The following is a 19,969-nucleotide window of genomic DNA, read 5'->3' on the forward strand; positions in this document are numbered from 1 at the left end:
AAGCTCATATTCATGACTACACCGAGCTCTCCCGCCGTCGATCCGCGACTGGTGATCGCCCTCTCGGCCGAGTGCGACAGCATCGGCCGGCAGTTGCGTCACATGGGCCAGAACCTGTCGATTCTGCAGACTCAGCTGGCCTCGACCGCCGTGCCGGCGCCCGCGCCGGTAGTTCCGGCTCCGGTAGCTTCTGTTCCCGTAGTTCAGGTAGCCCCGGTACAGCCGATGCAGCAGGTCCGCCCTCAGCAGAGCGTGCCCTCGTGGCAGCCACCGACGTATCCGGTTGCGGCACCTCGCCAGCCCTGGTGGCAACGCGACGGCGTCATCAGTCGACTCCTGGCCGCGGCAGGTGTTGCCGTCACACTGATCGGAGTCGTGATGCTGCTGGTACTTGCAGCGCAGGCCGGATTCTTCGGACCGCCGCTGCGGGTGCTCGGTGGCGCACTCCTTTCCGGCGCCTTGGTATTTGCCGGGGTGCGGGTGCACGGACGCCCAGGGGGCAAGGTGGGGGCAATTGCCCTGGCTGCCACCGGTTTCGCAGGGATGTACCTCGACGTCGTCGCAGCGTCCGTTCTCTACGGTTGGGTGGCGACGCCGCTCGCGGTGGTGATTGCCTTCGGGATTGCCGCGGCCGGCGGTGCCCTCGCCGTCAAATGGGATTCCGAATCACTGGCGCTCATGATCGTTCTGGGCGCAGCGGTGCTGGCTCCCGTACTGACGTCGGGAATATCGTTGACCCTCATCGGTTTCCTGTTCGCGATCCAATCGGCGACGTTCTCCGCCCAGCTCGGTCGTGACTGGAAGTACCTGGGTATGGCGCGCACCGTACCGGTGGTTCTCGCACTGCTAATCGCGATCGCGTCGGAGTCCATCTTCAACGAATCCGGTAACAGTGCAGTGCAATTGGTGATCAGTGCCAGCGTGGTTGCAATCGTGGGCGCCGGCTGCGCGATGGCTATGCAGTGGACGGGTTGGCCCTCGCGCGGCGGAGTTGCAGGGGCGTGGTCCACCGCTACCTTTGTTGTCTCGACCCTTCCGCTGATGAGCGTCGGAGCCGTGCTCGGGCGCACCGAATCCGCAGTGCTGTACGGAATTACTGCGGCACTACTTCTTTCCGCCGGAGCGGCGGCCAAGCCTTTGCCGACGCAACTGCGATTCGGGCTGGGCGCAACCGGCGCCCTCGCATTGTTGCTCTGCTGCCTCTCCGGGGCGACGGAATCTCTGGTCGTGCCGCTGATCCTCACGGTCGGCATGATCTTCCTCGGAGTCTCGCTGTATGCAGGTTCGCGCTTCGTCTTCGCCCTCGGAACCGCCTTTGTGGCAATCGGATCGATCGGATACCTCACGACGGTTCCGCCGGAGGCGTTGACGACCGCTCGCGCCGCTTCCATGCAACTTGGTGCGATCACGGCGCTCTCGAGCCTGACGGCGATAGGCGCCCTGGCGATGCTGGTGTGGGGGATTCACCGACTGAAGTTGATCGCCGATTCAAACGCAGCGGTCTTGTGGGCAGTCGCAGGGTTCGGTGTCCTCTACGCGGTGACGTGCGCGCTCGTCTCGTCCGGCGTCGAAATCTTCGACAGTGCAACCGGATTCGTCGTCGGGCACAGCGTCGCAACCATCGTCTGGATGCTTGCCGCCACGTCAGCCCTGGTGCTCGGATTGAACAACCGCCAGCACGCTCGCGTCTTGCTCGGAGCCGGGCTTGCTCTCACCAGTGCGGCAGTGGCAAAGCTGTTCCTCTTCGACCTGGCCACACTCAGTGGGCTGGTGCGCAGCGTCGCCTTCCTGGTGGTCGGCTTGCTGCTCCTGCTGGTCGGGACACGTTATGCACGAGCCTTTGCCAAGCAGGAGCAGGAGCAGGTCAGCTTCGCTTCTGGCGAGCGATGAGTTCGCTCACGCTGATGGCGCCGGCGTCGTCAGGCCGGTGCCTGCCGGTGGCGTTGTCGTCGCCGTCGGGGGTGGCGTCCGAAACTCGGGGCTCGGTGGTAGGCGAAGGCGCATCCGTGAAAACCCCGTTGCGACGCTCCGGAGCGGTCGGTGGAGGCGGCGACTGGGGGGTCGCCTCCACCGAGGTCGGGGCTGAGCCGTTGGTTACGGAACCGTTTGTTGCAGAGCCGGTGGCAGCACCGTTTGCAGAGCCGTTCCGGCTCGAGCCGTTGGTGCCTGAAGCGCTGCTGGCGGCACCGTTGGTCGCCGAACCGTTTGTACGCGAAGGCGTCCGCACCACCGGCAGCGGCCGTGAGGCCGGGGGAGTCTGTTCCCGGGCCCGCAAGTCCGACAACCAGCTTTCGATGGGACGCTCGGCCGGCGCAGCGGGCGCGGGGTTCCTGCGCTTGTCGGTGGCGTTCGGTTGCGGTCGGTACGAGGGATTGGGGACCGGTGCCTCGATCAAGTTCTGGGGCGCGCTTGCTGCACTCCCGATATCGAGACGACGTCGCGGTGCTGGCTTCTCCGCGGCGGGAGCCTCCGTGTTCGGTGCCTTGATCGCCATTTCGCTGAGCGGAATGGGCTCGGTGAGTGGATCGGGAACACGAGGTCCGCTGTCCGGCTGTACAGCCGGGGCAGGCGGCGGCATGACCCGAGAGGCCGCTTCGATCTTGCGCGGTTGACCCGGTCCGGCGATCGCACCGACAGGCGCGATCTGCGGGACGTTCGCGAGTACCAGCTCGTTGTCGAGGATCGGCTCACCCAGCCCGATCTTCTGCTGGATCCGCTTCATCCAGGCCGGAGCCCACCAGCAGTCGTCGCCGAGCAGTTTCATGGTCGCGGGGACCAGGAACATTCGGATCAGCGTCGCGTCGATGATCAGCGCGGAGATCATGCCGTAGGAGATGTATTTCATCATCACCAGATCGGACAGGCCGAAGGCGCCGGTGACCACGATCAGGATCAGTGCGGCAGCGGTGATGATTCGGCCGGTATGTGCCGTGCCGATTCGGATGGATTCGGTGGTACTCGCGCCCTGCGCTCGCGCTTCGACCATGCGGGAGAGCAGGAACACTTCGTAGTCGGTCGACAGGCCGTAGACGATCGCGATGATCAACACCAGGACTGGAGACATGATCGGTCCCGGTGTGAAGTTCAACAGACCGGAACCGTGCCCGTCGATGAAGATCCAGGTCAGGATTCCGAGCGTCGAACCCAGTCCGAGCGCACTCATCAACGCAGCCTTGATGGGCAGGACGAGCGAACCGAACGTCAAGAACATCAGCAGGGTCGTCAGCAGGATGACGGATACGACCATCAGCGGCAGACGATCGAGCAACGCGTCGACGCTGTCCTGCTCGATGGCCGGAGTGCCGCCGACCAGCACAGTTGTGCCCTCGGGCCAGTCCGCGGATCGCAGATAGTCGATGGTGGGACGTGCCTCGTTGCGCTCGGTCAGACCGGCCTTGAGGACGTTGACACCGTCCTTGGTCGCAACTTCCGGGGTGAACTTCTCGACCAGACCCGGCGCAGCGTTTGCGGTCTTGGAGATTTGACCGAGTGTGGTGTTGTCGGCGCCCTGGATGACCAGTCGCACGGGTTCGGTGCGATTGCCCGGGAAGAGTTCGTCGAACTGCGCTTGCGCGACACGAGTGGGGCTGTCGGGGGGCAGGTACGTCTCGTTGATACCGCCGAACTTGATGCCCGTCAGCGGAATGATCATCAGCAGCAGAGCCGCGACGATCGGGACCGCGACCTTGAGCGGATGCTGCATGACCCAGCGGGTCAGCTTGCCCCAGAAACCGTTCTCGATTTCCTCGTTGGTCTTGGTCTGGCGCAGTTTCTTGAAGGTCAGCGCGTCGATCCGCTTGCCGAGAATGCCGAGAATCGCAGGAAGGATCGTGATGGACGAGATCGCGGCAAGCATGACAGCAGCGATGGCGCCGTAGGCCACCGATTTGAGGAAGCCCTGCGGGAACAACAGCAGACCGCCGAGGCTGACGGCAACCATGGTCGCCGAGAACATGACCGTTCTACCTGCCGTCATGACCGTTCGGCGTACTGCGGTCGGGGTGTCGTACCCCTCGGCTATCTCTTCTCGGAAACGGCTGACGATGAACAGTCCGTAGTCGATCGCGAGGCCCAGACCGACCAGAGAGACCACGGGCGCGACAAACGCGTTGACCTCGGTGAAGTTGGTGATCAGTCGAATGATGCCGTTGGCGCCGATGACGGTCAGTCCGCCGACGATCAACGGGAGGGCGGCAGCGACCACGCCACCGAAGACGAAGAACAGCAGGACACCGACAGCGGGAATTGCGAGCATTTCCATGCGCTTGATGTCGTTGGCCATCGTGTCGTTGAGCGAATTCGCGACAGGTTGCAGGCCGGCGAGTTGCACGTCGACGCCGTCGATGTAGAACTGCGACTCGACGTCGCGGAAGTTGTTGGACACCGCGGTGTCGTTGTCGCCGGCGATCGCGATGCTGGTGACCGCGTGTTGCTTGGTCTTGTCCGCCAGTGCCGCCACCGAGAGACCGTTGTCGACCTTGAAGTACGAGCCGTTGATCTTCATGATCTGGTCGGGGTTGTCGGCAACGAGCCGCTGCAGATTGTCGATGACCTTCGCTTGGAACTCGGGGTCGTCGACCGTCTTGCCCTCCGGCGCTGTGTACAGCGCCAGAACGTCACCCGTCGTGCTGCGTCCGAACGTGCCGTCAGCGAGTTTGGCAGCCTCTACCGATTCCGACCCCGGATCGTCCCAGCCGCTCTGGCTGAGATGATCCTGCAGGCTCAGGCCGTACGCAGCGAGCCCGAGGAGCCCCGCCACCATGACAGCGATGACGGTGAAGCGGGCTCGATAGACGATGCTTCCCCAGCTGGCGAACACTGATCAACTCCTACTCGGCAACACTTTTTCGCCCGATGAGCAGGGCAGAAAGCGGTCGGAACGGCTGCAACCAGGCGCCCTCGTCGGGCAGGGTGTCCAGGCTTACCCGTGGCAGAGGCTCACGGAAGACACCCGGGATGTCCTCGAGATCGACGAAATCCAAGATATCGGACGACACAGCCCAGCTGGCGTGTTCGCGGAACCCGAGAACCTGGACCGGGATGCCGGTTGCTGCGATGTCCTCGAGAGGTTCGCGGAACGCTTGGCCGTCGGCAGACGCGACCATGATTCCGGCGAGGCCCTCGCCGTACCGGAGCGCGATGTGCTCGAGCATGTCCGAATCGACATCGCTGTCTTCATCGACCTTCGGCTTGGCGAACACCGCGAAACCCACGTTACGCAAGGCTTCGACCCAAGGACGAACGACGTCGGCGCTGCCGGAGGCGATGTTGGTGAAAACCGTCGCTTCGGGCTCGAGCGTGCCACTGTTCTGTGCGGACAGTTCGGCGGTGCGAGAGAGCAGCCAGCGACCCAGTGCATCGAATCGTGGCCGGTAGGCGGCGGTAGGCCGGCCACCGAGGATGGCGCCGAGGCCCATGTCGAGGTTGGGGGCGTCCCAGACCAGAAGCACCCGCTTGGGGTGGCGGGAGTCACGACCGAAGTCGAGAGGAGATTCCGACGACGCCACGTCGTCGGATAGCTGTTCGCTGACGCTCATGCTCTGATCTTCCCCCATATAAGCTCGGTGATTGCACTTCCGACCTTATGGGCTTTGTCCTCGAACTTGGTGACCGGACGCTCGTGGGTCATCGGAGACTCCCAGTCGAGTGCGGTCAGCAGCGGCTCGGCATTACCGGCTTCTTCGATCCATTCTGCGTATTCGGCGTGATCGGTGGCCACGTGCAGCACTCCGCCAGGCTTGAGGCGGTTGGCGATCAGCGCGAACGTCGGCCCCTGCAGGAGGCGACGCTTGTGGTGGCGGGCTTTGGGCCACGGATCCGGGAAGAACACCCGGACGCCCGTCAGGGATTCGGGGGCGACCATGTTTTCGAGTACGTCCATCGCGTCACCGCGTAGTACGCGGACGTTGGGAATCTCTTCGCGTTCGACCTGCTGCAGAAGCTGTGCGAGCCCCGGGCGGTACACCTCGATCGCGACCAGGTTCACGTGCGGTTCTGCCTTGGCCATAGCGGACGTCGCGGTACCGGTACCCGAACCGATCTCGATGATCAGGGGTGCTTCGCGTCCGAACCAGGCGTTCGCGTCGAGCGGTGTGTCCGAGACGTCGGCGCCGATGAGCGGCCACTGACGGTCCCAAGCCTGCTGCTGTGCGTCGGTCAGCGCACCCCGGCGAGAGCGAAAGCTGGTCACTCTCGGATGGAGACGGGACCCCTTGGCGTGGTCCGTCTGCCCCGTCTCTGGGGTCTGCGGTGCATGCTGATCGGCTTCGTTCACGAACCCATTGTCACGCATGACCCCCGTTTGGCGCAGACGGGTCTGAAGTTTGAGTTGAGACTTTCCGCTGAAAGTCCTGAATCCGCCGACTTCGGACAGTCGGCGAAAGGGCGGTGTCACCTGCCGTCCTTGCCGAGAACCTGACAGAATCTCACCGACACGATGGGGACGTGGGGTGGGGATGAACACAGGATTTGCATGCAGTAATTGGTCACGAATGTTGCCCGCAGAATCGCTCGACGACGCCTGCGCGGAGCCGATCGACCGGTTGCGCGCTCTGGCATACCGGCTGGCGTCGATCGATTCGGGAGCCGCAGAGGCGGTTCACTCCGTGCTCGGATCGCTGACCGCACCGCTCGAGTTGGTAGTCGCGGGTCGAGCCGGGGTGGGGCGGTCGTCGTTGGTCCGGGTCCTGGGGCGCGATCAGCGGTTCTCGCGCAGAGTTGTCGGTGCACCGGTTGTGGTGACCGAGTCGCGGGCGTTCGACGTCCCTGGAACGTCGAACCCTGATCTGGGTCGTCGTTGTGTTGTCTACGTGGTGGTCGACGCGGTCCGCGAAGTCGACCGCCGAGCGATCTCCCGAGTCTCGGATCGGGCGGTGGTCGCGGCAAACAAGGCCGACCTGTTCGGACCGCGCTGGGACGAGGCACTGGGACGGGCCGCGGAAATCTCGGAGACCGTCGGCGTGCACACGGTTCCGGTGGAGACGCTGACCGGACGCGGAGTCGAAGAGTTGTTCGCGGCCCTCGGACCTGTCCTGGAGGCGCAGTGGTGGGGCCGGGTCGAGCAGATCGGTCCAGCGCTGACGCGATCTGCCTCGCGGAGCACTGCGGGCAGGGACGAGATCGAGTTGTATCTGAGTTCGGACTCCGCGGTGTTGTTCGGCGCCGCGGCGGCGATGATGAGCCCCGAAATTCGAGGCCTGCGGCACGGCGAGCCTCCCGATCCTCGGACTGCTGACGAGGCGGGCACGTGCAGTCGGTGGTGGGGCGAGCTTGTCGACGAGTCGGAAGAGGCTCCACAACAAAGGATCTCACTGATTCGCCGCGGGTATGTGCGTCGGTGGGCGCAGCTCGGGGGCGATCGCTCCGCTCCGGCGGTGACCGATGAATAGCGTTTCGGTACTTCCGGATTCGATTCTGCGTGTGGTGCAACGATGGAACCCGTCCTCCGATCCGGGTCGCCTCGTCAGTGGTGAATCATCCAGTGGCACTCGCATTTACGTAGTCGGGCCACAGAGATGTGGTCGGGAAGACATCGTGCAGATGTTCCGTGCTTCAGGCGAGTGTTCGATCGCGGCGCGCGAAGCGGACGCGGACGTCGTACTTCTGGTCGTCGATGCTGCCAGCGTGATCGGTCGCGAGGATCTTCTTCTGCTCGACGACGCAGCAGAAAGCGGAACGCCGGTGGTGGTGGCGTTGACCCGCGTTGACGTCTACCGAGACTGGCAGGCTGTGCACCGACGCGATGCCGAGGTTCTTTCCTCTCACTGCACCGCCTTTGCCCAGGCATCGATCGTTCCGATTGCGCCTGGTCAGGAGCAGACGCTCGTTGCCGTCGTGAGCCAGGTGGCACGCGAGAGGCAGGCCGGCGACTCGAATTCCGGCGTCATAGCGCAGACACGTCGGATGATCGAGGTAGAGATCCGGAATCTTCGTGACAGCGTTCCGGGTGCCGAACTGCGGGCCGAGCGATCGCGACTGCTGGCAGATCGTGACGGTCGGCGAGGCGAACGACTGGTGCAGGTGCGAAGCCGACTGCAACGATCGCGTGGGGATCTGTCACAACAAATCGCCGAAGCGACCCGGGCGACGGTCGCAGGGGCACGTGCCTGGGTCGACACGGCCTCGCGAGCCGAATTGGGCAGCGTACCGATGCGGTTGCAGCATGAGGTCGACCATCACACCCGGGTAATCGATGCCGCGATGGCGGCAGCTGTCGAGGTGGCGGGTGCGACCGGCTACGTGGCTTCCCCACGGATTCCAGAGGACCCGCCGGATCGTCGACGGAGAAATGAGGACCGGGTGACGATTCTCGTCGGCGCGTCCGCGGGCCTCGGCCTCGGCCGGATCGCGGTGACTCCGCTGGAGATGATTCCGGCGTTGGAGTTCGCGAGCATCCCGGTGACCTTGGTGCTGGGTGGCGTCGCGGCGTGGTGGTTGGCGCGAACTCGCGGGCTGATGGCGGATCGTGCCCAATCGCGATCGTGGATCGTCGAGTCGATGTCGACGGTGCGCGCTCAGTGGGAGCAGCGGGTACAGAGCGTGATGCTCGAGGCGGAGGCAGATCTGGGAGCGGCGATCATGGCGGAGAGTCGCGAACAGCTGGCGTCGGCACAGGCGCGAATCGTGGAGATCGACGGTGAACTTCGTGAGCTTGCCGCGGCCAGATCGGGTCAGCTCGCGTCGTGCGAGCGCGACCTCGCCGCGTTGAACGCTGCCCTCTGACGATTCTCGGGCGGGCGGTTGTCCACAGGGCGGAAATTTCGGCCACGCGTGATCGGCCGAGTCTGGTAATACTGAGCGGACGGTTTCGGTAGGGGTTGCCGAAGCAGCAGTCACTTTCATTTGGGGGATTCATGGATGCATTTCTGATCACGGCCGGACACATCGACGACGGGCACGAATCCGAAGCGCTCGATCCTGGGCGTATCGAGCCCGAGACCTTCGGGCCCGCGTCGGGACCGGTCGATGCCGGCGAAATGAACTTCGACGCCTTCGACTTGGACGGTGACGGGACGGTCGACAGCCGCGTCGTCCACTCCGACGATGCCGTCGTGATCGTGTCCGATTTCGATCGTGACGGTAGCGCCGATCGCCTCACGATGATCGAATCGGACGGCGACTACTCGGCCTGGGAATGCCGTCGAGACGACGCAGGCTCCCTCGTCTGGCAGAAAATCGATGCCGGCGCGCTCTGAAAAGCTTCCGTTTATGTGCTCTGAGCGCCGGGTAGGCACGTGAACACACCAACTGAATCGTTTCTGTGACATTTCTGACCGCACCCGATTACCTGCAGGTGAACAGCCAGCGTTAACCTCAATACATAGGACACCCGGCGTCCGTGAAATCCACGTGAGTGGATGACGCGGCTGGACCCCGTCGAGAGGGGGACACCGGGATCGACTGGTATCGGGGCGCTGCAGTTCGCATCCGGTGTCACGAGAACCCGGTTCCGGCTCACCCCAGGAGAGTTTGATGACCTCAGCGACCATTCCCGGTCTCAATGGAACTGACGGCACGCCCCCCACGGAGCACAAGGAACTGCTTGCATGGGTGCAAGAGGTTGCCGAACTCACCCAGCCTGACCGCGTCGTCTTCGCAGACGGCTCGGACGAAGAATGGGACCGACTGACCACGAAGTTGGTCGAGGCAGGAACCTTCACCCGCCTCAACGACGAGAAGAAGCCGAACTCTTTCCTCGGCAACTCCGATCCTTCCGATGTGGCGCGAGTCGAATCGCGTACGTACATCTGCTCGAAGGAAGAAATCGACGCAGGTCCCACCAACAACTGGATGGACCCGGCGGAGATGCGCACCCTCATGGGTGACCTCTACCGCGGTTGCATGCGTGGACGCACCATGTACGTCGTTCCGTTCTGCATGGGCCCCCTCGACGCCGAGGATCCGAAGCTGGGCGTCGAGCTCACCGATTCCGAGTACGTCGTCGTCTCCATGCGCGTCATGACCCGCATGGGCGGCAAGGTTCTCGACAAGCTCGGCACCGACGGATTCTTCGTCAAGGCTCTGCACTCGCTCGGCGCCCCGCTGGCCGAGGGCCAGGAAGACGTGGCGTGGCCGTGCAACGACACCAAGTACATCACTCACTTCCCCGAGGATCGTGAGATCTGGAGCTTCGGTTCCGGCTACGGCGGAAACGCTCTCCTGGGCAAGAAGTGCTACTCGCTGCGTATCGCTTCGGCAATGGCGCACGACGAGGGCTGGCTGGCCGAGCACATGCTCATCCTCAAACTGATCTCGCCCGAGGACAAGGCATACTACATCGCGGCGGCATTCCCCTCCGCTTGTGGCAAGACCAACCTCGCGATGATCCAGCCGACCATCCCCGGATGGCGCGCCGAGACCCTCGGTGACGACATCGCCTGGATGCGTTTCGGTGAGGACGGACAGCTGTACGCCGTCAACCCCGAGTTCGGTTTCTTCGGCGTGGCTCCCGGCACCAACTGGTCCTCGAACCCCAACGCCATGCGCACCATCGACCAGGGCAACACGGTCTTCACCAACGTCGCTCTGACCGACGACGGTGACGTCTGGTGGGAGGGCCTCGAAGGCGACCCGCAGCACCTGATCGACTGGAAGGGCAACGAGTGGACGCCCGAGTCGGGCACCCATGCGGCTCATCCCAACTCGCGTTACTGCACCCCGATGTCGCAGTGCCCGATCATGGCTCCCGAGTGGGACGACCCGAAGGGCGTGCCGATCTCGGCAATCCTGTTCGGCGGACGTCGCAAGACGACGGTTCCGCTGGTCACCGAGGCTCGCGACTGGCAGCACGGCGTCTTCATGGGTGCAACGGTCGGCTCCGAGCAGACCGCAGCAGCCGAAGGCCAGGTCGGTACGGTTCGCCGCGATCCGATGGCGATGCTGCCGTTCCTCGGCTACAACGTCGGTGACTACTTCCAGCACTGGATCGACCTCGGCAAGTCCGCGGATGCGTCCAAGCTCCCCAAGGTCTTCTACGTCAACTGGTTCCGCCGCGGCGACGACGGACGCTTCCTGTGGCCAGGCTTCGGCGAGAACTCTCGCGTCCTGAAGTGGATCGTCGAGCGTATCGAGCACAAGGCTGCGGGCATCGACACCCCGATCGGCGTCGTTCCCACCGGATCGGCACTCGACATCGAAGGCCTGGACGTGTCGGACGCCGACATCACCGAGGCTCTCGCGGTGAACATCGACGAGTGGAAGGCCGAGATCCCGCTCATCGAAGAGTGGTTCGACTTCGTCGGCGAGAAGCTTCCAACCGGCATTCGTGACGAGTTCGAAGCTCTGAAGCAGCGGTTGGCCTGATAAACCGCCCCCGTATGTAGTGGCCTGATGCCGCATTGGTTCAATTTGATGAACCGATGCGGCATCGGTCGTCTGTATGCCCTTGCCTGTAGCCGTAAAGCAGTTCAGCCGTAAAGCAGTGATCAGCGAATCGAGCGGGTCGACACACTCGATCCTCAGGAGGACCAGATATGAGCGGGATCTACAACAACGTGACCGAATTGGTCGGGCGCACCCCGATCGTGCGGCTCAACCGTCTGACCGAGGGCCTGGACGCACAGGTTGCCGTCAAGCTCGAGTTCTACAACCCGGCCAACAGCGTCAAGGACCGGATCGGCGTGGCAATCATCGATGCCGCCGAGAAGTCCGGTGCACTCAAGCCCGGTGGCACCATCGTCGAGGGCACCAGTGGTAACACCGGTATCGCCCTTGCCATGGTCGGTGCTGCTCGCGGCTACAAGGTCATCCTGACCATGCCAGAGACCATGTCCACCGAGCGTCGCGTGATGCTGCGTGCATACGGCGCCGAGATCGTGCTGACCCCGGGCTCCGAGGGCATGGCCGGTGCGGTCGCCAAGGCCAAGGAAATCGTCGAGCAGACCGAGAACGCCGTCTCGGCCAGCCAGTTCGCGAACCCGGCCAACCCGGCCATCCACGAGGCCACGACGGGCGAAGAGGTCTGGGCCGACACCGACGGCGCCGTCGACATCTTCGTGTCCGGCATCGGCACCGGCGGCACCATTACCGGCGTCGGACGCACCCTCCGCAAGTACAAGCCCGAGGTCAAGATCGTCGGTGTCGAGCCCATCGACTCGCCGATCCTCAACGGTGGACAGCCCGGCCCTCACAAGATCCAGGGAATCGGCGCGAACTTCGTGCCCGACGTCCTCGATCGTGAGATCTACGACGAGATCATCGACGTCTCGTTCCCCGATTCCATCGAGGTCGCTCGCGCACTCGGCACCCAGGAAGGCATCCTGGGCGGCATCTCGTCCGGCGCCATCGTCTGGGCAGCACTCGAGTTGGCGAAGCGTCCGGAAAACGCCGGCAAGCTGATCGTGGCTGTCGTGTGTGACTTCGGCGAGCGTTACATCTCCACCCCGCTGTTCGAACACATCCGGGATTGAGACTTGTGAGTATCCTCGGGACAATTCGCGAGGACCTGCAGGCTGCGCGCGGTCAGGATCCTGCCGCGCGCAGCAATGTGGAGAACGCGCTCGTTTATTCAGGGCTGCATGCCATTTGGGCACATCGGGTTGCGCATCGCATGTGGGCCGTCCCCGCACTACGCGGCCCGGCGCGAGTGCTCTCGCAGCTGACACGCTTCGTCACCGGCATCGAGATCCATCCGGGTGCCACCATCGGTCGACGGTTCTTCATCGACCACGGCATGGGCGTCGTGATCGGGGAGACGGCCGAGGTCGGTAACGACGTGATGCTCTATCACGGCGTCACTCTCGGTGGCCGCTCACTCGAGCAGGTCAAGCGCCACCCGACGCTGGGTGACCGGGTCACGGTCGGTGCGGGTGCCAAGATCCTCGGGCCCGTCGTCATCGGCGAAGGTAGCGCTATCGGCGCCAACGCCGTTGTGACCAGGGATGTTCCGGCCGAATCCATCGCGACGGGTATCCCGGCGGTGGCGCGGCCACGGACCACCAAGGAGAAATTGGTGGACCCGAACAGTTACATCGATCCTGCTATGTACATCTGAAGCTGTCCTTCTTCGATGGCCACCCCTCGTGTCGACGACGGGTGGCCATCGGCGTCTGCTCAGGCGCGCGTCAGGCGCCACCCGAGACGTCCCAGTACCGCGGCCGTCAAAGCGCCCAGTGCTGCTCCGATCAGGGGGTAGCAGGCCAGGACGAGCCAGTGCGGATTGTCCGATCGGGCGTCGAAAGCGATGTTCATCGACGACTCGTAGTCCCGAGCCATCTGCACGCCGCGCAGTGGTACGTAAGAACCCTGATAGACGATGGTCTCGTCAGGACTGGTCATCATGTCGATCAGACTGCCCACCAGGGGAATTCCGCCGACGACAAATCCCAGAACCATCAGAATCACGATCAGTGCGCGCATCGAACGAGCCTATCGCCCAGCCGAAAGTTCAGACGGTGATCGACGGTTCTTCGGGCGTCGAGAGGGTTAGGATCGCCCGCACGACGCGTGGGCTCTGCTCGAGTGAGCGTTCGAGTTCGCGCAACGTGTGGGCCACTCGCGATTCCACGTAGTCACCGACCAGATCGACGCTTGCCACCAGATACACCTGCCGCGGCCCGAGGTATTCCATGCGCAAGAACGTGATTCGGTTTATCTCGGGTAGTTGGGAGAGGGCTTCGACGGCTGCTGCCCGCAGCGTCGGTGAGGCCTCTTCGCCCACCAGGAATCGGCGGTTGCGATCGATCAGGATGATCGCGATGACTCCGAGAAGTATGCCGACGAAGATGGAGCCGAGGGCGTCGGGGATCGGTGAACCGGTGATCTGGTGCAACAGGACACCGACGAACGCGATGACCAAACCGATAAGTGCCGCAGCGTCTTCGGCGAACACGGCCCGAGTCGTCGGGTCGGATGTGTTGAGTGCCTGGGTCATGACGTCGCGGTTCACGGCGGAGGCTTCGTTTCGGAGTTGTTTGTACGCCTGCCGGAACGAGATGCCTTCGAGGATGAACGAGACGCCGAGGACGGCGTAGGCGACACCGAAGTCGGACGCCGGTTCGGAATGGAACAGTTCCTGGATGCCATGGGTGATCGAGACACCCGCGCCGAGTGCAAACAGTCCGAGAGCGGCGAACATCGACCAGATGTAGGCCTCCCGGCCGTAGCCGAGTGGCTGGTCTCGGTCGGGAACCCGTTTCGAGCGGCGGTTCGCGATCAGCAGCAGCACTTCGTTGCCGGTATCGGCCCAGGAGTGGGTGGCCTCGGCGACCATCGAGGCAGATCCGGTGACGATGGCGGCCGCGGTCTTGGCCCCGGCGATCAGTGCATTCGCCGCAAACGCCAGTACGACCGTCGTGGTGCTCTCGTCGGCCGATGCTTCCGTTTCGGTGCTCACGATTCTCAGGCTAGGCGGGTGACGACGGTTTCGTGCGGTGACGCTCGGCGACGGAGTGCAGCAGTGTGGCGACGGCGTCGTGGAACTGCGTCAGGCCCGGCTCTTCGACGGGAAAGTGCCCGCACCCTTCCAACATCACGGATTCGGTGGGTGTGTTGATACGGCGAAGGAACTCCAGGCTCAGCTCGGGTGGCGTCCATCGGTCGCCGGCCGGGTGGGTGAGCAGGACAGGCGTCGTCCGAAACGATTCGGGCGCGGTGTGCTGGAACGAGAAGTAGCTGCTGAGGAATCCGAGTGGTACCCGAACACCGCCGCCGCGCGGATCGGTTGCACACAGCGTCGCGAGTTCCCGATTGCTGCTCATGTTCGCGACGTCGGCGACCCAACGGATGGGCACGCGGATACGGCCCACCAGTCGTTCGGTGCGGCGCATCAGGGGAGCGCCGTAGACACCCATCGGGCCGAACCGCGCCGCGGCAGCTCTGGCCGACGGATTCGAGGGATCGAGCAGACAGGTGGCGACGACGGCGTCGGCCAGACCGGTCCGCGCGGCCACCTCGTAGGCCAGCAGACCGCCGATGCTGGCTCCCAACAACACCAGCGGCCGATCGTCGGCTGCCTTCTCTGCTCGGACGAGATCGCAGAGAAGATCGACCCACTGCTCGTACCGGACGCCGGCGGGATCGGCTGCAACGGTGTCGCCGTACAGCGGAAGGTCGGGGAAGAGGACTTCGGCTCCGAGTTTCACGCCGATCCCGGCGAACGGCCACAATGCGCCCGAGTAGCCGCCGGCGCCGTGGATGCCGAGAACACGAACCGGCGCGTCCGGCACCACCGCCCGTGCGACGTGGACGGTGTTGCCGTTCCACTCCCACCACGTCGGGGTCGGCGCCGGCATGTGGTCGGCGTACCGGGCGGGCATAAACTTCGAATAATCGGCGCTGGTCACCTACATAATTCTCGATACCGGCATCGCGGCTGACAACTCGCATCGGAGGACCGTGTCGACTCTGCGGAAAAGGCCCTCCCAGCAGCGCTCCAGGGCTACGTACGACGCGATCCTGGAGGCAGCTACTCGCGTTTTCGCTTCGGAGGGCATGGCGGCGACCACCAACCGGATCGCTGACGAGGCAGGCGTGTCGGTGGGCTCGCTCTACCAGTATTTCGGAAACAAGTACAAGATCCTCTCCGAGTTGGCGAACCGTCACGTGAGTGCCGCGCGGGAAAGTTTTGCGGTCTGCCTTTCCGACATCGTCGAGCGCGAACTCTCCCTCGACGAGGCCGTCAGGATGTTGGTGGAGTGCGCGGTCGCGGTGAACAGTAAACCGCGACAGTTCTTTCACCTGCTCTACGATCAGGTTCCGCGTACGCGTGAGCTCATCGAACAGGTCGAAGGAATGAATCAGCAACTGGTACTAGGGTTTTCGGAGGTGTTGCAAAGCCGTGGATTCAGTGCGCAGGACGCGTTGTTGACCTCGCGGCTGACCGTGACTGCCGTGGACAGTCAGGTGCATCGGGTTGTGCTGGAATCGGATTCACCCGAAGAACTTCGGGTGCGCACGGAAGCCGTCGTGCGGCATGCGAGATCGATGATCGCGTCGGAATCCTGATCCGGTGTGGGGAATGGTGACCGCCGTCCGTTATGGTTCTGACGTCATCATCGAGGTAATGGGAAGTCGGTGCAATTCCGGCGCGGTCCCGCCACTGTGAGGTCGTCCACGCGTCGACCGTAGCCAGATACCACCCTCGTTGACGTTGTGTCATGCCACGAGGATGGATCGGTCACACCATGAATGCTGTTGGCGGAGCTCTGTCTCCACCTACCCACCTGCCTTCGCCGAAGGCTGGTGCACCGCGAGGACGACTCAGTCCGGGTATCGTGCTGCCCGCTCTGCTGGTCGTCACCTTGCTCTCGGCTGTGTGCGCGTTGGCCTTCGGATCCGAGATGCTCCCCGTGTCCACCGTGGTGGACGTGGTGCACTCGCGCTTCGGAGGCCCGGCCGTCACACGCTCGGATCTTGCGATCGTGTGGGGGATCAGGGCACCTCGGGTGCTGCTCGGTCTGGCCGTCGGCGCTGGTCTTGCCGTCGCCGGTGCGGTGGTGCAAACCCTCGTCCGTAACGCTCTCGCCGATCCCCACCTGCTCGGAGTGTCGTCCGGCGCGAGTGTCGGTGCTACCGCCGTCATCACCACCGGACTGTTCGCCGGTGCCGGAGTATGGGCGCTCAGCCTCGGTGCGATGATCGGAGCTTTGGGAGCTGCGATTCTGGTCTTCACCATCGCGACGCTGCAAGGCGGCATCACTCCACTGCGATTGGTTCTCACGGGAACTGTTACCGCATCCGCGCTGTCGGCGATCGCGAGCTTTTTGGTCCTGCGCACCAACGACTCCCAGGCTGCGCAGTCCGTATTGTTCTGGCTCCTGGGAAGTTTGGCCGGGGCATCCTGGGACAAGTTGTGGGCGCCGGTCATCGTTGTGGTCCTGCTGACGGCAGCGGTGTTCGCGCTGCACGGTTGGTTGGACGCACTGGCGGCTGGGCCGGACGTCGCGGCTTCCCTGGGTATTCCCATCCGAACCCTGCGAAACGTGTTGTTCGGAGTGCTGGCGGCGTTGGTCGGCACGATGGTTGCTGTGTCCGGTGCGATCGCCTTCGTAGGCTTGGTCATTCCGCACGTGACACGCATGATCGTCGGAGCCAGACATCGAGTGGTGTTGCCGGCGGCAGCACTGATCGGGGCGTCGTTCCTGGTGTGGGTCGACGTCGTGGCGCGGACGTCGTTGCGGCCGACAGAGATCCCGCTGAGCGTGGTGACCGGGGTGATCGGGGCCCCGCTGTTTCTCCTGCTTCTCGGCCGTCGGCGCTACCGTTTCGGTGGTAGTTCGTGAGCGCCCGTGCACTGCCTCTGACTGCGTCCGGAGTGGTTGTTCGCAACGACCGTCGAACCATCGTCAAGGGCGTCGACATCGTGGCTGACGCCGGCGCAGTAGTGGGTGTGGTCGGTCCGAACGGATCGGGCAAGTCGACCTTCTTGCGTGCTCTCGCCGGTCTCGGACCGATCGCTGACGGTGACGTCCGCGTCGGCGGCGAGTCCGTGCACGCGATGTCCGCGCGGTCGCGGGCCAAAGCGATTTCTTTTGTGGCGCAGGAAGAGCAGAGTCCCGCCGACCTGCTGGTTCACGAATACGTGACTTTGGGACGCACCCCACACACGAAGCCCTGGAGCGTCGGCGGAAAGCACGAGAATGCCGTCGTGGACCGTGCTCTGGGTGAGGTCGGAATGATCGAGCACCGATTCTCTTCGATGGACACGCTTTCCGGTGGAGAGCGTCGGCGGGTATTTCTTGCCCGGGGACTCGCACAGGACGCCGGCGTACTCATCCTCGACGAGCCGACCAATCATCTCGACATCCGGCATCAACTCGAACTGCTCGATCTGGTCCGGTCGTTGGACCGGACGGTGATCATGGCACTGCACGACCTCGATTTGGCTGCAGCAGTGTGCGATCGGGTACTCGTGCTCGCGGACGGAGTTGCCAAAGCCTTCGGTCATCCCTCCGACGTACTCACCACCTCGGTGGTCGCAACTGTTTTCGGCGTCGAGACTTTCGAACTCGTGAACCCTGCGACAGGCCGTTCACACCTCGTATTCGAATCGCGAAATTCTCAACCACAACACACATTTTCGGAGAGTGCACTTTGATACACGTCAAGACCCGCGCGTCGTTCGGTGCGGTCGCAGCCGCGACAGCGTTGCTGGCCGTTTCCGGCTGCACAGCGACCGCACCCCTCGACGAAGCCGCAGACAAGACTTCGGTCACGCTGGAGAACTGCGGAACGGAAAGCACTTTCCAACTTCCGATCGAAAAAGTTGTTGCCACAAGCAATGCGGCCAATATCGGCACCATTCTCAGGGTCGGCGGTCTGGATCGTCTCGCTGCGGTCGTGTTGAACACCAACAACGACGCGGTCATGGATTCGATGTTCGGTCCTGGAATCGCCGACGTTCCACACCTGGACGGAACGATCACGATGGAGACGATTCTGGGTAAGCAGGCGGACCTGGTGGTCGGCTCGTACAGCGGCTTGTTCAAGGGAGCGTCCGGTGTGACGCCGGAATCGCTGCAGGGCAACAATATCGACTCATATGTGATCTCCGACAGCTGTCGGCAGAGTGCCGCCGCGGATTCCGCGCTCGGAACGATGGGTCCGTGGGATGCCCTCCGTGCAGACGTGACGAATTACGGAAAGCTGTTCGGAACCGAGGACACCGCCGCCGAGGCGCAGACCGAATTGGATTCGCGTTTGGCACGTTTGGAGTCGGCACCGGATGCGGGCGACAAGCCGAAGGTGCTGATCTACGACAGCGGTGAAGAAGATCTGTACACCAGCGGAGGTAATGGAGCCCCCAACGGAATCATCGATGCGGCCGGGGGAACCAATGTGTTCGCCGACGTCGACAACACCTGGTTCAAGGCGAGCTGGGAGACCGTCGCGAAGTCCGAACCCGACGTCATCGTGATCATGGACTACAAGAAGAGTGCCGACGAAGTACAGGGCAAGATCGACGCGATCAAGAGCCGAGAAGGTCTACGTGACCTCGACGCCGTCAAGCAGAACCGCTTCGTCGTACTTCCTCTCGCCATGTTCACCAGCGGATTCCCCAACATCTACGGCGCGGAACAGTTGCGCGCGAAGATCGAAGAGTTCGGGCTGGCTCCGTCGAGCAGCATCGACTGGACAACCGCGCCGTCGGCATGAGCAACAACCGGTGCTCGCGTCGGGTGATTGTCGTCTTACGACCGACTGTCAGCGGCCTGGACGAGTCGGCTGCACGACGGATGCTCGACGCTGTTCAGGCGGGCACCGACGTCGACGTTCGCGTTGCGTACCTCGATGTCGCTTCGCCGAGCCTTCACGAGGAACTCGATCGAGCCCTTACCGATGACGTGGGCAAGGTCGTGCTGATTCCAGTTGCGGTGCCGAGGGATCGGTACCTGCTCACGTGGACAAGCAAGGCGGTTGCGAACTGGCGCGAAACCCGAATCGACGCCGAACTGGAAGTGACGCTCCACGAATCGGAATCGCTCGAAGGTGCGGTGGCCGGGCAGGTGATCGACGAACTCGGCTCGGTGGGAAAGCCGATCACCGCGAGTCCGGCGTCGTACCGCAGTCCGGCGTGGTCGGTGATCGAGCCGCACGAGAGGCATCTGTTGGTGTGCAAGGGGCCTCGCTGTATGGCGTACGGAGCAGGACCTCTCCACCGGGCGATGAGCGCGGCGGCCAAAGGCACTTCGGCAAAGGTGACGGGGACCGGTTGCCTGAGCCCGTGCAACCTGGGGCCGTTGGTGATCGCGAACCCCGGTGGTACCTGGTTCGGTCACGTGGACGCCGGAGACGCCGACGCGTTGGTGTCCGGTCTCGAGGATCGATTGGTGGATCACGTTCTGGACCGGTAGATACCGGGTCGGTGAAAGCAGAGAACCCGCTGGGCGCGAACTGCGCTCAGCGGGTTCTGGTGTCCTGTCTCAGGAACCGAAGGGAAGGGTTCCCGGCGGGATCTGGTATCCACTGCTGCCGACGGAGGCGCTGCCCCAGAGTGCGAGGAAAGCGTTGATGGCGTTGGTGAGCATATGAA

Annotated in this window: 18 protein-coding genes and 1 riboswitch; of the genes, 12 read left to right on the forward strand and 6 right to left on the reverse strand. The window is 63.6% G+C overall.

The window, feature by feature from the left end:
* The first annotated feature begins 12 nt into the window (after positions 1-12).
* Complete coding sequence (locus tag ACFWEM_RS17585) at positions 13-1,890, forward strand: DUF2339 domain-containing protein (RefSeq protein WP_378535438.1); 1,878 nt, start codon at positions 13-15, stop codon at positions 1,888-1,890.
* On the opposite strand, the gene ACFWEM_RS17590 is transcribed toward ACFWEM_RS17585, so the two are convergent.
* Genes ACFWEM_RS17590 through trmB form a run of 3 tightly spaced genes read right to left on the reverse strand, consistent with a single transcriptional unit; the run spans position 1,865 to position 6,292 of the window.
* Positions 1,865-4,819, reverse strand: coding sequence for an MMPL family transporter (locus ACFWEM_RS17590; RefSeq protein ID WP_378535440.1), 2,955 nt, complete (start codon positions 4,817-4,819; stop codon positions 1,865-1,867). The two genes, ACFWEM_RS17585 and ACFWEM_RS17590, sit on opposite strands and share 26 nt — an antisense overlap.
* 10 nt (positions 4,820-4,829) lie before the next feature.
* Positions 4,830-5,537, reverse strand: coding sequence for an NYN domain-containing protein (locus ACFWEM_RS17595; RefSeq protein WP_283307642.1), 708 nt, complete (start codon positions 5,535-5,537; stop codon positions 4,830-4,832).
* Positions 5,534-6,292 carry a tRNA (guanosine(46)-N7)-methyltransferase TrmB gene (trmB, locus tag ACFWEM_RS17600; RefSeq protein WP_378448806.1) on the reverse strand — a complete coding sequence of 253 codons (759 nt, stop codon included), beginning with the start codon at positions 6,290-6,292 and terminating at the stop codon, positions 5,534-5,536. Before trmB ends, ACFWEM_RS17595 begins: the two co-directional genes overlap by 4 nt.
* 163 nt (positions 6,293-6,455) lie before the next feature.
* On the opposite strand from trmB, the gene ACFWEM_RS17605 reads away from it, so the two are divergent.
* From ACFWEM_RS17605 to epsC, 6 genes are all read left to right on the forward strand, one after another.
* Positions 6,456-7,388: a GTPase domain-containing protein gene (locus ACFWEM_RS17605; RefSeq protein ID WP_378535442.1), complete on the forward strand. Its 933-nt coding sequence runs from the start codon at positions 6,456-6,458 to the stop codon at positions 7,386-7,388.
* Complete coding sequence (locus ACFWEM_RS17610; protein WP_378535444.1) at positions 7,381-8,721, forward strand: hypothetical protein; 1,341 nt, start codon at positions 7,381-7,383, stop codon at positions 8,719-8,721. The genes ACFWEM_RS17605 and ACFWEM_RS17610 overlap by 8 nt, the downstream gene beginning before the upstream one ends.
* 131 nt (positions 8,722-8,852) lie before the next feature.
* Positions 8,853-9,194: a DUF6802 family protein gene (locus ACFWEM_RS17615; RefSeq protein WP_378535446.1), complete on the forward strand. Its 342-nt coding sequence runs from the start codon at positions 8,853-8,855 to the stop codon at positions 9,192-9,194.
* A 277-nt stretch (positions 9,195-9,471) separates the two neighbouring features.
* Positions 9,472-11,301 carry a phosphoenolpyruvate carboxykinase (GTP) gene (locus ACFWEM_RS17620; RefSeq protein WP_317551408.1) on the forward strand — a complete coding sequence of 610 codons (1,830 nt, stop codon included), beginning with the start codon at positions 9,472-9,474 and terminating at the stop codon, positions 11,299-11,301.
* A gap of 170 nt (positions 11,302-11,471) precedes the next feature.
* Positions 11,472-12,407, forward strand: coding sequence for a cysteine synthase A (gene cysK / locus ACFWEM_RS17625; RefSeq protein ID WP_019747115.1), 936 nt, complete (start codon positions 11,472-11,474; stop codon positions 12,405-12,407).
* Between the two features lie 5 nt (positions 12,408-12,412).
* Positions 12,413-12,991 (forward strand): serine O-acetyltransferase EpsC, encoded by a 579-nt coding sequence (gene epsC / locus ACFWEM_RS17630; RefSeq protein WP_003945907.1) that lies wholly within the window; start codon positions 12,413-12,415, stop codon positions 12,989-12,991.
* A gap of 59 nt (positions 12,992-13,050) precedes the next feature.
* Here the strand turns inward: epsC and ACFWEM_RS17635 are convergent, their stop codons facing one another.
* Genes ACFWEM_RS17635 through ACFWEM_RS17645 form a run of 3 tightly spaced genes read right to left on the reverse strand, consistent with a single transcriptional unit; the run spans position 13,051 to position 15,281 of the window.
* Positions 13,051-13,356, reverse strand: a complete 306-nt coding sequence (locus ACFWEM_RS17635) for a hypothetical protein (protein ID WP_378535448.1) — start codon at positions 13,354-13,356, stop codon at positions 13,051-13,053.
* A gap of 28 nt (positions 13,357-13,384) precedes the next feature.
* Positions 13,385-14,332 carry a cation diffusion facilitator family transporter gene (locus ACFWEM_RS17640; RefSeq protein WP_378535450.1) on the reverse strand — a complete coding sequence of 316 codons (948 nt, stop codon included), beginning with the start codon at positions 14,330-14,332 and terminating at the stop codon, positions 13,385-13,387.
* Between the two features lie 10 nt (positions 14,333-14,342).
* Positions 14,343-15,281, reverse strand: coding sequence for an alpha/beta hydrolase (locus ACFWEM_RS17645; protein WP_378535452.1), 939 nt, complete (start codon positions 15,279-15,281; stop codon positions 14,343-14,345).
* Between the two features lie 52 nt (positions 15,282-15,333).
* On the opposite strand from ACFWEM_RS17645, the gene ACFWEM_RS17650 reads away from it, so the two are divergent.
* The 5 genes from ACFWEM_RS17650 (at position 15,334) to ACFWEM_RS17670 (ending at position 19,790) form a co-directional block, all read left to right on the forward strand.
* A complete protein-coding gene (locus ACFWEM_RS17650) occupies positions 15,334-15,942 on the forward strand; it encodes a TetR/AcrR family transcriptional regulator (RefSeq protein WP_378535454.1) in 609 nt (202 codons plus the stop codon).
* Positions 15,943-15,958: 16 nt separating this feature from the next.
* Positions 15,959-16,096: riboswitch (cobalamin riboswitch) on the forward strand.
* Between the two features lie 115 nt (positions 16,097-16,211).
* Positions 16,212-17,219 carry a FecCD family ABC transporter permease gene (locus ACFWEM_RS17655; RefSeq protein WP_378536176.1) on the forward strand — a complete coding sequence of 336 codons (1,008 nt, stop codon included), beginning with the start codon at positions 16,212-16,214 and terminating at the stop codon, positions 17,217-17,219.
* Entirely contained in the window at positions 17,216-18,034 is an 819-nt protein-coding gene (locus tag ACFWEM_RS17660; RefSeq protein WP_378535456.1) for an ABC transporter ATP-binding protein, read from the forward strand. Before ACFWEM_RS17655 ends, ACFWEM_RS17660 begins: the two co-directional genes overlap by 4 nt.
* Complete coding sequence (locus tag ACFWEM_RS17665; RefSeq protein WP_378535459.1) at positions 18,031-19,092, forward strand: ABC transporter substrate-binding protein; 1,062 nt, start codon at positions 18,031-18,033, stop codon at positions 19,090-19,092. Before ACFWEM_RS17660 ends, ACFWEM_RS17665 begins: the two co-directional genes overlap by 4 nt.
* On the forward strand, positions 19,089-19,790 hold the full coding sequence (locus tag ACFWEM_RS17670; RefSeq protein WP_378535461.1) for a hypothetical protein: 702 nt from the start codon (positions 19,089-19,091) through the stop codon (positions 19,788-19,790). The genes ACFWEM_RS17665 and ACFWEM_RS17670 overlap by 4 nt, the downstream gene beginning before the upstream one ends.
* Positions 19,791-19,969 lie beyond the last annotated feature (179 nt).

It is taken from the genome of Rhodococcus sp. NPDC060176 (assembly GCF_042728675.1).
In the GTDB taxonomy this organism is placed as follows: Bacteria; Actinomycetota; Actinomycetes; order Mycobacteriales; family Mycobacteriaceae; genus Rhodococcus_F.